Origin of the sequence: Meiothermus sp. (assembly GCF_026004115.1) — a bacterium.
Lineage (GTDB): Bacteria > Deinococcota > Deinococci > Deinococcales > Thermaceae > Meiothermus.
Genome location: NZ_BPIM01000001.1, coordinates 2914511 through 2927998, shown reverse-complemented (window position 1 = coordinate 2927998; position 13488 = coordinate 2914511). Strand labels below are relative to the sequence as shown.

General features: G+C 60.7%; 12 protein-coding genes and 1 other RNA gene. 6 read left to right on the top strand and 7 right to left on the bottom strand.

Annotated elements, in window-relative coordinates; genetic code table 11:
• Positions 1-58: 58 nt before the first annotated feature.
• Complete coding sequence (locus Q0X23_RS14165) at positions 59-430, bottom strand: hypothetical protein (protein WP_297860877.1); 372 nt, start codon at positions 428-430, stop codon at positions 59-61.
• Positions 431-621: 191 nt separating this feature from the next.
• On the opposite strand from Q0X23_RS14165, the gene Q0X23_RS14160 reads away from it, so the two are divergent.
• Positions 622-762 (top strand): hypothetical protein, encoded by a 141-nt coding sequence (locus tag Q0X23_RS14160; RefSeq protein ID WP_297860876.1) that lies wholly within the window; start codon positions 622-624, stop codon positions 760-762.
• Here the strand turns inward: Q0X23_RS14160 and Q0X23_RS14155 are convergent.
• Together Q0X23_RS14155 and Q0X23_RS14150 are read right to left on the bottom strand one after the other, a co-directional pair.
• A complete protein-coding gene (locus Q0X23_RS14155; RefSeq protein WP_297861251.1) occupies positions 743-934 on the bottom strand; it encodes a hypothetical protein in 192 nt (63 codons plus the stop codon). The two genes, Q0X23_RS14160 and Q0X23_RS14155, sit on opposite strands and share 20 nt — an antisense overlap.
• Positions 935-950: 16 nt before the next feature.
• Positions 951-1973 (bottom strand): lipid II:glycine glycyltransferase FemX, encoded by a 1023-nt coding sequence (locus tag Q0X23_RS14150; RefSeq protein WP_374707461.1) that lies wholly within the window; start codon positions 1971-1973, stop codon positions 951-953.
• Positions 1974-2065: 92 nt separating this feature from the next.
• On the opposite strand from Q0X23_RS14150, the gene pheA reads away from it, so the two are divergent.
• Complete coding sequence (gene pheA / locus Q0X23_RS14145; RefSeq protein WP_119339424.1) at positions 2066-2908, top strand: prephenate dehydratase; 843 nt, start codon at positions 2066-2068, stop codon at positions 2906-2908.
• A gap of 153 nt (positions 2909-3061) precedes the next feature.
• On the opposite strand, the gene Q0X23_RS14140 is transcribed toward pheA, so the two are convergent.
• Positions 3062-3499: a hypothetical protein gene (locus Q0X23_RS14140; RefSeq protein ID WP_297860875.1), complete on the bottom strand. Its 438-nt coding sequence runs from the start codon at positions 3497-3499 to the stop codon at positions 3062-3064.
• Between the two features lie 124 nt (positions 3500-3623).
• On the opposite strand from Q0X23_RS14140, the gene Q0X23_RS14135 reads away from it, so the two are divergent.
• The 3 genes from Q0X23_RS14135 to Q0X23_RS14125 all read left to right on the top strand — a co-directional run bounded on the left by Q0X23_RS14135 (position 3624) and on the right by Q0X23_RS14125 (position 7778).
• Positions 3624-4115, top strand: a complete 492-nt coding sequence (locus tag Q0X23_RS14135) for an OmpH family outer membrane protein (protein WP_297860874.1) — start codon at positions 3624-3626, stop codon at positions 4113-4115.
• A gap of 35 nt (positions 4116-4150) precedes the next feature.
• A complete protein-coding gene (locus Q0X23_RS14130; protein ID WP_297860873.1) occupies positions 4151-4642 on the top strand; it encodes an OmpH family outer membrane protein in 492 nt (163 codons plus the stop codon).
• A gap of 358 nt (positions 4643-5000) precedes the next feature.
• On the top strand, positions 5001-7778 hold the full coding sequence (locus tag Q0X23_RS14125) for a DNA translocase FtsK (RefSeq protein ID WP_297860872.1): 2778 nt from the start codon (positions 5001-5003) through the stop codon (positions 7776-7778).
• Between the two features lie 325 nt (positions 7779-8103).
• Here Q0X23_RS14125 and Q0X23_RS14120 read toward each other — a convergent pair whose 3' ends face one another.
• From Q0X23_RS14120 to ssrA, 3 genes are all read right to left on the bottom strand, one after another.
• The gene (locus tag Q0X23_RS14120) at positions 8104-10041 is read right to left on the bottom strand and encodes a S8 family serine peptidase (protein ID WP_297860871.1); all 1938 of its coding nucleotides are present in this window, start codon (positions 10039-10041) and stop codon (positions 8104-8106) included.
• 31 nt (positions 10042-10072) lie between these two features.
• Complete coding sequence (locus Q0X23_RS14115) at positions 10073-12256, bottom strand: VWA domain-containing protein (protein ID WP_297860870.1); 2184 nt, start codon at positions 12254-12256, stop codon at positions 10073-10075.
• Between the two features lie 313 nt (positions 12257-12569).
• Positions 12570-12925: a transfer-messenger RNA gene (ssrA, locus tag Q0X23_RS14110) on the bottom strand.
• Between the two features lie 51 nt (positions 12926-12976).
• Here ssrA and Q0X23_RS14105 point away from each other — a divergent pair.
• Positions 12977-13378 carry a hotdog fold thioesterase gene (locus tag Q0X23_RS14105; RefSeq protein ID WP_297860869.1) on the top strand — a complete coding sequence of 134 codons (402 nt, stop codon included), beginning with the start codon at positions 12977-12979 and terminating at the stop codon, positions 13376-13378.
• Positions 13379-13488 lie beyond the last annotated feature (110 nt).

The following is a 13488-nucleotide window of genomic DNA, read 5'->3' as shown; positions in this document are numbered from 1 at the left end:
CAAGAATGGACTGTTGGTGAGCCCTATTCTTGGACTACATAAACACCATCACTTTTTTTCACCAGTCAACAGCACTGTTGCCGCTGTTAATTACGGCTACTGTGGAATGGATTTGTTCCTTCTTAGTTTCCAGGCCGTGAACCTGATCGGTGATGTAGGTGCGGATCTTCTTAATGGCCGTTTCGACATAGCCGAGCATCTTGGGCGAAGGCTCAAAGCCTGCCTCGGCGATAAGCCCCTTGACATCAGCATTCAGAAGCAAGCGTGTAACAAACTCATGGTCGAATTTCAGGCGCTCGACTAAAAGCTCGTCTGCCTCCCGTTTCGCCGGGTCAGTCGCAACCGCCATTTTAGCCTCGAGATCCTTTACGGTTTCCATATGCACCAAACCTCTCTGTCGTATCTCGTTTGCCACCATGCTCTTTGTCATAATTTATTGTGCACTATACGATTTCACCCCCTTGCGCTTGAAGTCCCTAGGGCACTTCCACCCTAGCACCCCCCAGGTAACCAAACCCCCTCTCAGAATGGTTACCTTCTTAACTCATTTTGGTTACCTTCTCTCTCATATTGGTTACCTTTTGACGGTTTTGGTTACCTTACCCTTGCTAGGGTGAGGGTATGCGCAGGGTGAGGTGGTTTTTGTTGTTGCTGCTCGTGCTGGCCTTGGGTTGGAAGGAATTGGGCTACGCCTGCACCCGCCCCGACTGCCTGCCCCCAGGGGTGGTGCGCTCAGGCGGGCCTAGCGGTACCGGGCGCTGAGCCTCTTGACCCAGGATCGGGCCGCGGGGTAGCGGGGGTCTTGCTCGGGCAGGCGCGCCAGCAAGGCTTCCCAGACCCGCAGGTCGTCCTTTAGCCGCTCGGCCAGCCGGAGCAGAAGCTCGAGCGCGCCACTTCGAAAACGCTGATGTTCAGGAAGACAAATCCAGATCATTCGATTTTTAAGCAGCTTACAAGACGTCCCGTGTGGTGCCGCGGGTGCGGTAGTTGACCCAGTTCTTGCGAAGCCGCAGGGCTTTTTTGATTACACCGTAAAGCGGTGAGAGGCTGACGTCGTAAGCCGGGAAGCGCACCCGCTGGCCACCAAAGCCTTCCTTGAAGGCATCAATCCCAGCCGCATGGCTGCCCTGGGTTTGACGGGGCACGCCCCACAGGTCGTAGATGCGGTAGCCATTTTCGATACCCCAGTTAATGGCCCCCCAGTGCATGCCGTTGGGCGCTTTGGCATTGGAGTTCTCGCGGCTGCTACCGCCGTAGAGGTAGTCTATTTTGCCGGCAAAAGCCACAAATAGACCTGCCGCCAGCGCCTTGCCGTCCAGGCGTGCAACCGAGATAAAGGCCTGCCCCAGCGGTTGATTCATCTGCTCGAGTACGGTTTGGTAATAGGCTTTGGCGTGCTGCAATAGCCTGGCCCGTCGATTAGTTTCTTCAAAAAGCCGCCAGAACTCCTCGAAGGCTTCCATACCTTCTATGGTCGTCACCACACGCTTTTCAGCCAGCCTGGTATTGCGGCGGTGCATATTTTCCATATTGGCCAGAAGTCCGTCGCGCCCCAGCGTCAGGTCGAGCCAGATGGTGTACTCGGGCTGGATGGTCTCCTCTATTTGCATTTGGACAAATTCGGGAGCCGGTTGCTGCGCAGGTTGGCCGGTCTCGGGCTCGAGCTTCAGATAGACCGCACCTCCAGCCTGTTGTTTGAGCGCCTCTACCACCCTGGGCAAATCCCGTATATCGCGTAGTGCGGGGCCCCTGGAGGCATAGAGCATCGAGATTGGGCCCACAAATTTGCGGCGGAAAAGCTGTGCGGCTGCGATTAGCTCGCCGTTCTCGTAGGCCGCAACGCGCTCCGGCTGCCAGCCGGAGAGCTTCTTAACCTCACCCCAGCCCCACGACTGCAAGGCGCTGGTGATGGGCAATGAAGCAACCATTTGATTCCAGGCCGCTGGGTCAGTAATGGGTTCCAGTCTCAACACGCTTTACCATTATGCCGTATCGAAGCTGGGCGGGTCTGGATTTTTTGCTGGACTACCTGAGAAAACTAGAAGAACTTATACTGGGCCGCGTGATGCGAATTGCCTTCCAGGGAACTGAGGGAGCCTACAGTGAGGAAGCCTCATTACGAGCTTTCCCAGGCGCACAAACCATTGGGCTGCCCACCTTTCATCAGGTTTTTTCTGCGGTGACCAACAACGAGGTAGATCTAGGGGTGGTTCCGGTGGAAAACACCACCGCCGGCATCATCAACCAGACCTACGACCTGCTCCTGGAAACCGACCTGCATGTGGTGGGTGAGCTGGTGTTGAAGGTCGAACACTGCTTGCTGGCCCCGCCCGGAACCCGCCTGGAGGACATCCGCAAGGTCAAGAGCCATCCGCAGGGCCTGGCCCAGTGCGATGGCTTTATCGCCCGGTACAAACTCGAGGCCGAGCCCGTCTACGACACCGCCGGCGCCGCTCGCGAGCTGGCCGAGCACCCCCAGCCCGGCCTGGCCGCCATTGCCAGCCGCCGCGCTGCCGAGCGCTATGGGCTGAGTATTGTGGCCGAAGCTATCCAGGACTTCAGCGGCAACTACACCCGCTTCTTTGTACTCTCGCGCGAGGATCTGCCCCGCCGGGAAGGCCCTTACAAGACCTCGGTGGTCTTTACCACCCGCCACCGGCCCGGCGAACTGCTGGCGGCTTTACAAGCCTTTGCCGACCAGGGCATTAACCTGACCAAACTCGAGTCCCGTCCCCGCCGCGATCCCGAACGCCCCTTCTCCCCTATTTTTTATGCCGACTTCGAGGGTCACGCCGAAGACCCTGGTCCCTCTCAGGCCCTGCTGACGCTCTTGCGTCGGGCTTCGTTTGTAAAGGTGCTGGGCTCATATCCCGCAGTTACAAGCTGGGGTCTTCTCAAAGAAACCTGACCAGAACGCTACACTGAAGTTTGCACAAATGCAGATCGGCAGGGCTACGGTCGACATTTTTTGTGGCACAGTTTCACAGACAGGTATAAAACCCCCCGCACACGGCAGGGGGGTCTAACGCTAACAAAAAGTGCACCCGGTATATACCAGGGCTCATCGGAAGGTGGCGCCAAACAACAGCCGGGCCGAAGGTGAGCTGCTGAAGGGGAAGATGCTCTGCCCACCAATAAACAACCCCGTATCGCGGTCGAGGGCAAACTCGATTCCGGCATCCAGGGTCAGGGCAAAACTGGCGTTGGGAAGCCCCAGGCCCAGACCACCGCCAAAGTAGGGCTTAATACCGCGCAGGTCGCGATCGAACTGACCGAGGTCGGGCTTGAAGAGCACCTCACCTCCAATCAGGAAACGGGGGCCCGTAAACAGTACATCCCCATAAATCAGGGCCACCAGATCACGCTGAAGGTTGGCCTCGAGGCCAAACCCCAGGCTGGGCGCAGGCACTGAGATGCGAAGCTGAAAGGCCCGTTGGGCAAAACCGGACGAGGCAAACGCAAGCAGCAACAAAAAGATCAAGACAGGTAAACGTTTCATGACACACACCTCTGATTTTGAGGTCAGAGACCCCACAGGCGATACCATAGCCCAGCTCGGCCTAAATCGCCAGTGGCTTGGCTCTCACGCTATGCTAAGGGCTAGCCCTTACAGTATGGCGCGTATGAAGCGTTTTTCGCTATTTGTGCCCATACTGGCTGGGCTGCTGCTGAGCAGCCTGCTGGTAGCACAAAACCAACCCACGGCTACCAAAATTGGCTACCTCAATGCCAGGGCCGTGGTAGAAGCCCATCCACAGTTTCCCAGGATAAAAGAGATCCAGGCTAAAGCCGAGGCTGAACTCAAACCCCTCCGCGACCAGCTTCAACCCCTGGAAGCCAAAATTCGCGCCGGAAGCGCTACGGCCCAGGAGCAGCAAAGCTACCGTACCCTGGCTCAAAACCTGCAGGAAACGGGCAAGAAGTGGACCGACCAGCAGAACGAAGCCCTGCGTCCCATCACAGAAGACATCGACAAACTCGTCAGCAGGGTAGCCCGGGAACAGGGTTTTGCTATCGTGCTTGATCAGGAAGTCGCCGCCAGCAGCGGTCTGGTGGTCTACGCCGCACAGGAGCTCGATATTACCCAGGCCATCTTGCGGGGCTTGCCTAAGTAATGGCCCAAGTGATGGCCAAGTTATGGAGTGAAAGGATGAACAGAAACTGGTTGTTTGTAGTTATGCTGGCAGGTCTGCTGTTGGGGGGTTCGCTCATCGCGCAGAACCGCCCGACCCCTACCCGCATCGGTTATGTGGATGCCGAAAAAGTGGTGCAAGCGCACAAGGACTTCAAAAAGGTACAGGATGTACGCACCCAGGCCGAGCGCGAGCTGAAGCCCCTCCGCGACCAGCTTCAACCCCTGGAAGCCAAACTGCGGGCTGGAAACGCCACTGCGAAGGAGCAGCAGGATTACCGTGTGTTGGCACAAAGCTTGCAAGAAGCCGGGCGCAAGTGGACCGAGCGCAGCAATGCAGTCCTGAAACCCATCACCGAAGAGATTGACCAGGTAATTGCCCGGGTGGCTCAGCAGCAAGGCTTTGCCATTGTCCTGGACAAGAAAGTGGCCGCCAGCAGTGGCCTGGTGGTCTATGCCGCCGACGAGCTCGAGATCACCGACGCCGTAGTTCGGGCGCTGCCCAAGTAGTCAAAAACCAAACCATATTGGGCGTGGGTAAATAGCCCACGCCTGTTTTCTGTTGCGAAGGTTGATTGATACCGGATTCTAAAAGATAATTATCCAAACCAAAGACCCCCAGAGGCTATCTTTTTGAATCCCAGAGCACTCCTTTCAGTCGGGTTAGTTCGTCACTCTTCAGTGACGAACTAACCGAATCTGGTATGAAGCGGCTCTGACAAATGCTCAACCTTCAGCGCTCTGATATGGCAGCAACACTCTCAGCGAAACCCTAACACTAGGCTATCGACTACAGACTATGGACTCTTGCTGGGTTGGTTTATTGTCAGGGTCAAGCTTAATTGCCGATATGTTAGAATCGTAAACGATGGCCAGAGGCAAATCTAGAGGCGATAAAACAAGAAAAGCGTCCCCCACAGAACGAAAGCGCGACCTCGAGGCTTTTTCTCTGCTCGTTATGGGGCTCTCAGTGCTACTGGCTGCCGCCATCTATTTTGGCTCCAACCTGGCCGGACAGCTGGGCAGCGCGGTGCAAAATTTTTTCTGGGGCAACCTGGGGTATCTGGCCTGGCTGGTGCCGCCCACGCTGGCGTTCCTAGGCGTCTGGCTGCTGCTGGATCGCCCTTTGGGGGGCTTTATCAGGGCTACTGCCATCGCCCTGTCGGGGGGTCTGGTCAGCTTACCGCTGGTCGCCCATGCCTCCAAACCGCTGGGTGGCGCCCTTGGTCAAACCCTCCATTCCTTGCTAACAGGCCCCCTGGGTAACCTCGGCCTGCTGATTCCCTTGCTGGTGCTTAGCTTTATAGCCGACCTGGCCCTGCGTCAGCGACCTGGTTTCCTGCTGGGCATAAGCACCCGGCGGGTGGTGCTGGCCGCACAGCGCCTGTACCGGGCCTATACCCTTTCCCAAACCGCCACCCGGCTCCTGCACGAAGCCCGGGCGCTGGCCGAGCGATACCCCGAGCACAAGGCTCTGTATACCCTGCAAGAGGACCTCAAGGCCTTCCGGCGCAACCCCCAGGACGGCGAAGCCATTATCGAGTTTGCCAGACTGCTGGACGATTTCCAAAGTGAAAGGGCCAAGGAACTCGCCGGAAAGCTGGCTGCCGAGCCCCGGCCCCTGCCGACGCGCCTGGAACGTCTGGCGGCTGCCCTGGCAGCCCCCCTCCAGGGCGACGGCCTAACCCAGGCCCTCGAGGAGCGCCGCGCCGCGCTGGTATTGGAAATCGGCACCCTGCTGACCAAAACCCAGGCCCTTACCCGCCAGGCCGAGACTGCCGCCAAAAATCTGAGCAACCCCACCGCCCGGGCTTTGCTGGCCGCCCTGGACGAGCACCAGCACCGCCTGGCGAGCTGGCGCGAGTCGGAAGAGCTGACGCTGGGCCTGGAGGAGCGGGTAGACGGCTGGCTGCGCTGGGCCGAGTGGGTGGAGTCGGCTCCGGCAGAAGCCCACCCGGCGGGGCTGCGGGCCCTGCTCGAGAAGGGCCTGCGGGCCGAGCCCCCTGCTTTTGCGGTGGCAACGGCCAAGCCGCCCACCGAACCGTTGCTCGACTTCGATTTTATATTTCCCGAGCCAGACAAGGTGGAGGCCGCTCACAAAACAGTTCCGCCGCCCGAGAAACCCAAAACTGGCAAGCCTGCCAGGAGCAGCGCACCCCAGCCCGGCTCCACAGCCCAACCCTCGACTGCGCTGCAGCTCCCCAGCTTCGATTTGCTCGACAAACCCGAAGCACCGCGCTACGACCCCAAGGCCCTGGAAATCATCACCCAGCGACAGGTCGAGCTCATCAACAACACCCTGCAACACCACGGGGTGGAAGCCCGGGTGGTGAGCTGGTCGCGCGGCCCAACCGTTACCCGCTTTGAGCTCGAGCCCGCCCCCGGCGAAAAAATCAGCCGGGTGCAGAACCTGCACAACGACCTGGCCCTGGCCCTGGCCGCCGGGTCGGTGCGCATCGAGGCACCCATTCCCGGCAAGAGCGTTATTGGCCTCGAGGTGCCCAACGCCGAGCGTGAACTGGTGCGCTACAGCGAGGCCATTCAGTCCAGCGCTTTTACCCGCAGCAAGGACACCCTGCCCATGGTGCTGGGCAAAAGCATCGACGGTGAAGTCTGGGTGAAGGATCTGGCCCGCATGCCCCACCTGCTCATCGCTGGCTCCACTGGCTCGGGCAAGTCGGTGGCGGTGAACACCCTGATTACCAGTCTGCTGTTCAAATATCTCCCCACCGAGCTGCGCTTTCTGATGATTGACCCCAAGATGGTCGAGCTGACCCCCTACGAGGGCATCCCGCACCTCGTGCGCCCGGTGGTCACCAACCCCGCCGATGCTGCTGGGGTACTGCTGGGCGCGGTGGCCCACATGGAGCGGCGTTACAAGATGATGAGCCAGGTGGGGGCGCGCAACCTCGAGCAGTTCAACCAGAAGATGCGGGCCGTCGGCGACCCCACCTTGCCCTACCTGGTCATCGTGATTGACGAGCTGGCCGACCTAATGATTACTGCGCCAAAAGAGGTGGAGCAGGCCATTCTGCGCCTGGCCCAGATGGCCCGCGCTACCGGGATGCACCTGATTCTGGCCACCCAGCGCCCCTCGGTGGACATCCTGACCAGCCTGATCAAGGTAAACATCCCGGCCCGTATGGCTTTCGCAGTCTCTTCTGGCTTCGACTCGCGCACCATCCTGGACACCTACGGAGCCGAGCGCCTGGTGGGCCAGGGCGATATGCTCTTCCACCAGCCCGGCCTGCCCAAGCCGGTACGCCTGCAAGGACCTTTCCTTTCTGAAACTGAGGTTCACCGCATTGCTGGGTTTTTGCGCGAGCAGAGCTTCGAAGATGCCTTTGTGGCGCAGTACGGCTCCGACTTCGAAGGCCCCTTGAATCTAGGAGGCAGCGGAGGCGGCGACGCCGGGGATATCGACTTTGGCGACCCTCTCCTGAAGAAAGCCGCTGAAATTGTGATCGAGGAGGGCTACGCCTCGGTGAGTCGGCTCCAGCGTCGCCTTTCGGTGGGCCACGCCCGGGCGGGCAAGCTGGTAGATGCCCTCGAGGCCATGGGCATTGTGGGGCCGCACCAGGGCAGCAAACCCCGCGATGTGCTGATTACCCGCGACCAGCTACCAGAGTATTTTGGGGGGGAATAGACTCGTCCAGCCAGGGGCAGCTCGAGGGATTGGCCCACACTCGCTGCATAAAAAATTTCGTCATCATGGGCTCTAATACCAGATTCGGCTAGTTCGGCGTCGGATGGCGGCGAACTAACAGGGCCGAAGTTATCCGCGTAGCGGAGGGCGATACCGCCCCTTGGAAGTTATCCGCGTAGCGGAGGGCGTAAGCCCCTTGGAAAGGAGACGCTTTCTTCGCCGACCGTTCGGGAGGGGTGCGCTCTAGGATTCAAAAAGACAGCCTCTGGGGGTCTTTGGTTTGGATGATTATCTTTTAGAATCCGGTATAACGTTAAGGCCTCATTTACGGCCCCACCCTCATGGTGCCGAGATCCAGTGTATTTCTGCCGCCTACCTGTAACAGGCGCTCCAGCTTCGGCTCCCCGAAGTCACAGAGGTTGTTGCCCGAGTCGTCGCGGCAGGCCGTGACGGCGTAGCGACCCGGTATCAGGTAGGTCTCAAACAGCCCATTCAATACCCGCACCTGACGGGGGCTGGGGCCACTAAAGCTCATCAGGAAATCACCCCTGGGCAATGTCCAGGCAAAAGCACCCGGCAGGTTAAGCAGGCCATGGCCGTAGGCATCGTCCCGGCCCGGAGCACCCAAATCGGTGAGGTTGGATAGGAGTAGGGCCCAAGCCTGGGCCCCATTGGAGGCACGGCCCCCGGATAACATCATGGCCAGCGCCGCAGCTACCTGGGGGGTGGCCTGGGAAGTACCCATGTAAAAGGTGTAGTTGGGTAGGTTGGAGCTGTAGTTCCAGGTGCTCGAGAGAATCCCGCCGCCCGTCTGCGAAGTGTTGCCCCCAGGGGCAGCAATGTCTACTTCACTGTTTTGTTGGCTGTAAAAGGCTACCTGGTTGTTCTGGTCGGTGGCAGCTACCGAAATGGCGCCCGGGCAGGCCGCCGGGTAGACCATTGCACCGGGATTGCGGGTCTGGAAGTTGCCCGCCGCAGCCACCACCAGAACACCCCGGGCCGCAGCATCCGCAACAGCTTCGCACATCAGGTTGGAAAAAGACGTCGAGCCGAGCGACAGGTTGATGACCTGCGCTGGCCTTGGGTTGTTTAGGGTCTGGCCAGCCTTCTGCACCGGGATACCAGCAGCGTAGCGCACGGCCAGGGCCACGTCCTCGAAAGTTCCATTGCCCATTGAATCAAGCACCCGCAGGGGCAGTACCTTGATGGGCGCGTTGTGGGCCATGCCGACGATGCCGGAGTTGGTGCAGGTGGGGCAGGCTGGCGTGAAAGTGCCGCTGCCCGCCACAACGATGCCGGTCACGTGGGTGCCGTGGCTGCCGCCGGTGCGCGAAAGCAGATCGCAGGGGTCGGTGGGGTCGGGGTCGCCAGGGGTGCCCGGGGCCGCATCGCCGCAAGGATCGTAAGGCTGTCCGGATTCTGCGGGAGGGGCAGCGTCGCCCACAAAGTCGTAAGCGCCCTCGCCTGGCAGCCAGAGCCGTCCGGCTAGGTCGGGGTGGTCGTAGCGCACCCCGGTGTCCACTACGGCCACCGTGATGGGGGTGGAGTAGGTTTGCAGATAGGTAAAGCGGGCGCCGGTGCTGCGCAGGTACCACTGCTGGGGGTAGAACTGGTCGGTAGGCTCGCCCTGGGCGCTGACGGTGCCGTTGATCTCGGCCCACTCTACGCTGGGGTCGAGGCGCAGGCGTTGCAGCAGGGCTTCGGGGTTGGTGGACTGCAGCTTGGTCAGACGGCTAATCTGGTCGTACGATAGCACCCGACTGCTCTGGGGCAAGGCCACATTCCGCAGGTCGCGGCGGTACTTGACCAGGATTTCGACGGGCTTCGCACTGGCTTTGCTAAGCGTGTCTGAACGTAATCCCTGTGAGTCAGTCTGGGCGAGGCTCGCAACAGTTGTCAGGCTAGCATCCGTTACCGCGCCCACTACCCGCACCAACGGCAAGCGCACCACCACAGTCGTCTCGACATCCCCGGAAATGCTGAGGGTGCCGCTATATTCTGCTTGGCTCAGAATCTCACCGCTGAAATCAGCCTCGAGCCTTACCACCCTGGGCCCGACCCCACTCTGCGGGCTGGCGGTGAGCCAACTGCTATATGAGTCAATACGCCAGGCCACATTAGAGCCGACCCGTAGGGTAAGGGTGCCCTCGAGGCCCTCCATCACCACCTCGCCCGGAATGCTGTGGGTAAACCCAGGCGCCAGGGTGCTGTGGGTCGAGCAGCCCATCAGCAGCCAAACCAACAACAGGGGATATAGCCGCATCTTCCTCACACTAACGCTGCTCCAGCTTTCGTCAAGCCAGATTTGACCCAAAAACCGCCATAACGCGTCTGCGCTCGAGGTAACGCTCGAGCAAAAACAGCAGCACCGCCAGCGCAATTAGGGGCCATTGCAAAGGTAGAGCTTTTCGGGCCGAAAGGTTTTTCAGCTCGGTGGCGTTGTCCAGCAGGCGGCCCCCACTGGCTTCCGACAGCCTTTTAAGGTTGGCCCGACCATCCTCCATGCGCCACTCGGGCAGGGTGGGCAACTGCAAGCGCAGACGGGGTTGGTCGTTCTCCAGAACTACGGCCTGACCCACAGTTTCTCTGGGCAGTCGGGCCTCGTAGCGCAGGGGGCCTGTGGGGGCCAGGGTTTGCTCCAGGCCACCTACCCGTATACTTGGGCGCTCAAACTGTCCCTCCAGCAGCACCCGCAGTGCCTCGGGCTCGCGTATGGCCTGAACCCTGGGTCTCGCGGGCGTCTGCGAAAGCCAGCGCGTAAGCTCGGCCATCAGTGCAGGCGTGCCCTGCCAGCCCTGCCAGGAACGCGAGAGGTCGGTGGCCAGAGCCGCCACCCGGCCCCGCCCGCTCTCCCCTACCGCGAGCACAGCCAGGTCACCCGAGCTGATGGGGGTCTGGGCCCAGGGTTTGCTTTTGGCCGGCAGGATGACCGAGAGGGGCGGGGGGTTGGTAGCCCGGGTGATGGGGTGGGGGCGCACCGAGACCGGAAAGCGGCCCTCGAGCGCCTCACGCCGGAAGGCCCGCTGGGCTTCCTCTAGAAAAAAACGGGGCAGATCCTGCGGGCTGGGGACGTCCCAGAAGGTGCCCCCGCCGGCCTGGGCCAGCTCGCGCAAAAACTGGCGGTCGGCATCGGCGCCCAGGGCAACCGTACTGGTCTTGATTTTGGGGCTGGCATCGCGGGCCGCATCCAGCAGGCCGGGGGTCACATCGGCGGCCAGGCCGTCGGTCAGGGCGATCACCTGTTTGGAATCGGTGGGGACATTTTCCAAGGCGTCCAGGGCCTCGAGGTAGGCCCGGCGAATCATGGTGCCGCCCCCCGCTGTGGTGGAGAGCAGCAGGTTTTCGGCCTCCTTGCGGCCCTGCTCGGTCATTGGGCGCGGACGAAAGAGCCAGCGCGGGCGGTCGGAGAAAACCACCACCCCGATGTAGTCCTGCGGACGCGCCGAGCGGATGAGCTCGAGCGAACCCACCACCGCCAGGCCCAGCTTATCGGCCTCGATCATACTGCCCGAGACATCCAGCACCAGCACAAGGCCCACCCCGCCCGGCTCCTCCACCGGCTCCACCGGCAGGCTGGCCTCCAGGCTGGTGCGTTCCCAGCCCCCAAAAAACAACCCTCTGGGCGTGGCCGTCCAGAGCAGGCTGCCCCCCTGGTTCAAAAAGGTTTGTAGAGCGTCGAGTTCGGCCGCCGATAAATCCCGCGCCCCAACCCCCAAGGCCACCACCTCGGCCCGGATGGGCAAGGTAATTTCCGCACGCTCCTCCACCACGAAGCCCTGGGCCTCGAGGTAGCGGGCCAGGGATGTGTCGCCCAGCACCCAGACCCGGGTGATGCCTGCGGGGCTGAGCTCGAGCCGGGCCTGTTCAACGCCCAGGGTGCTCTCGAGCTGTGCCGTCACCATAGTGGGCTCCTCCAAGCGAAAACGATACCCCACACTGCTACGACCGGGCTCCAATTGCAACTCGCGCTCGAGCCGCCCTGAGGGCCCACTCAGGGTCAGTCTGGCCTTGAGGCTGGCTGTAGACTCCAGCACCGCCCGCACCTCAATGGTCTCGCCCTTGCTTGGTAAGGCAGGAGCCACCAGCGACAGTGACAGGTTGGGGCTGGGGGGCCGGTAGAGGCTAAAAATTGGAATCCCGATGGGCTCAGCCCGGTCTTGAAACAGACCGTCTGATACCAGCACAATCCGGTCGGGGTTCAGTTCCTGGGCCTTGCGGAGGGCTTCGCGCAGCTGGGTGCCCTCCCCCAAGTCGAGCCTGCGCGCGGTCGGAGAAGCCACCTGAACCGCGCCGCTGGCAAAAGCGATGTATTGCGCGCCGGGCAGCACAAGTTGCGGCGCCGCTTTCCACACCGCCTCCCGTGCCGATGGGCTCTGGTCCAGCAGAACCACCGTCCGAACCGGCTGCACGGGAATACTGGGCCCCCAGAAAGCCAGCAGCAGGAGAAGTATAATGGCACCCCGCAACCCGAGTAGCACAGACCTATTATCGGAGGTACGCGGTTAGACAAATGCGAGTAGCGCCGCAGATGCGCTAGCGGGAAGTGTAATACCGACTTTACTTGGACACTTAGCTTTAAGGCTCGCCCCAAGCGCCCCCAACCGCCGACACCCTAGGTGCAGTCGAGCGTGTTCCTATCGCTGTTTGTAAATAGTGCGGTCGGGGTGTCGCCACCTTCTCCCTCCGGGAAGGCCAGGGGTTCATGTGGATTTGATATAACGCCCGTTTGTTGCAACAATCATGAACACGATTTGGCAAAAAAAACCCGCCCTGCCGTTGGCAGAGCGGTTCTGGTGGAGGCGAGGGGAGTTGAACCCCTGTCCAAAGACCCATCCAGCAGACTTCTACGTGTGTAGTTGGTGGTTGGTTGTCGCTCAGGCTTGCGCCACCAACAGCGGGCCTGAACCCAGCACCGTATAGATTTCGCTCCTGGCTACGGCGCCTTGCCTCGAGCTAGCCGACTTTAGGTCGTTCGTTCAGCACGCCATCGGCTGGGCTTCTGAAGAACGTCGCTGACTTAAGCAGCGAGGGCGTAGCTGTTGCTACGAGCGTTGCCAGTTATGGCTTTGCCCATTTTTACGAGGCCATGGGCTACCTCGACACGCCGTACTGCCTTCAAGAGCCCCTGTCGAAACCGGAACGCCCCCAGGCAACTAGCTATTGTAGCAGGTTTTTAGCTTCTTGGGTAGGCTAGGGCCATGAGCAAGATAGACCCCACCCGGTTAGAGCGCGACACCCTGGTCAAGACCCTGGGCATTCAGATTCTAGAAGCATCGTCACAGAAAGTGGTGGCCGAAATGGAGGTGACCCCCCGGCTGCACCAGCCCTTCGGCTACCTGCATGGCGGGGCCTCGGTGGCATTGGCCGAGACCGTCGCCAGCATTGGGGCCTACCTGGCTGCACCGGAGGGCTACACCAGCTTCGGGCTGGAAATCAACGCCAATCACCTGCGCTCGATGCAGTCCGGCAAGGTGACGGCTACCGGAACCCCTCTTCACTCGGGGCGCACCACCGCTGTCTGGAGCATCGAAATCCGCGACCAAGAGGGGCGTCTGGTCTGCATCTCGCGCTGCACCCTGGCCATTACACCCATGCGCTGAGGATTGACAGTTTTGCGCGAACCCCATTACACTCATCGGCATATGCAGACCTCGAGGGGTTTCGCCAGACAAAATACCTGCTTTTTTGGGTATTTTTATTGGCCCATTCG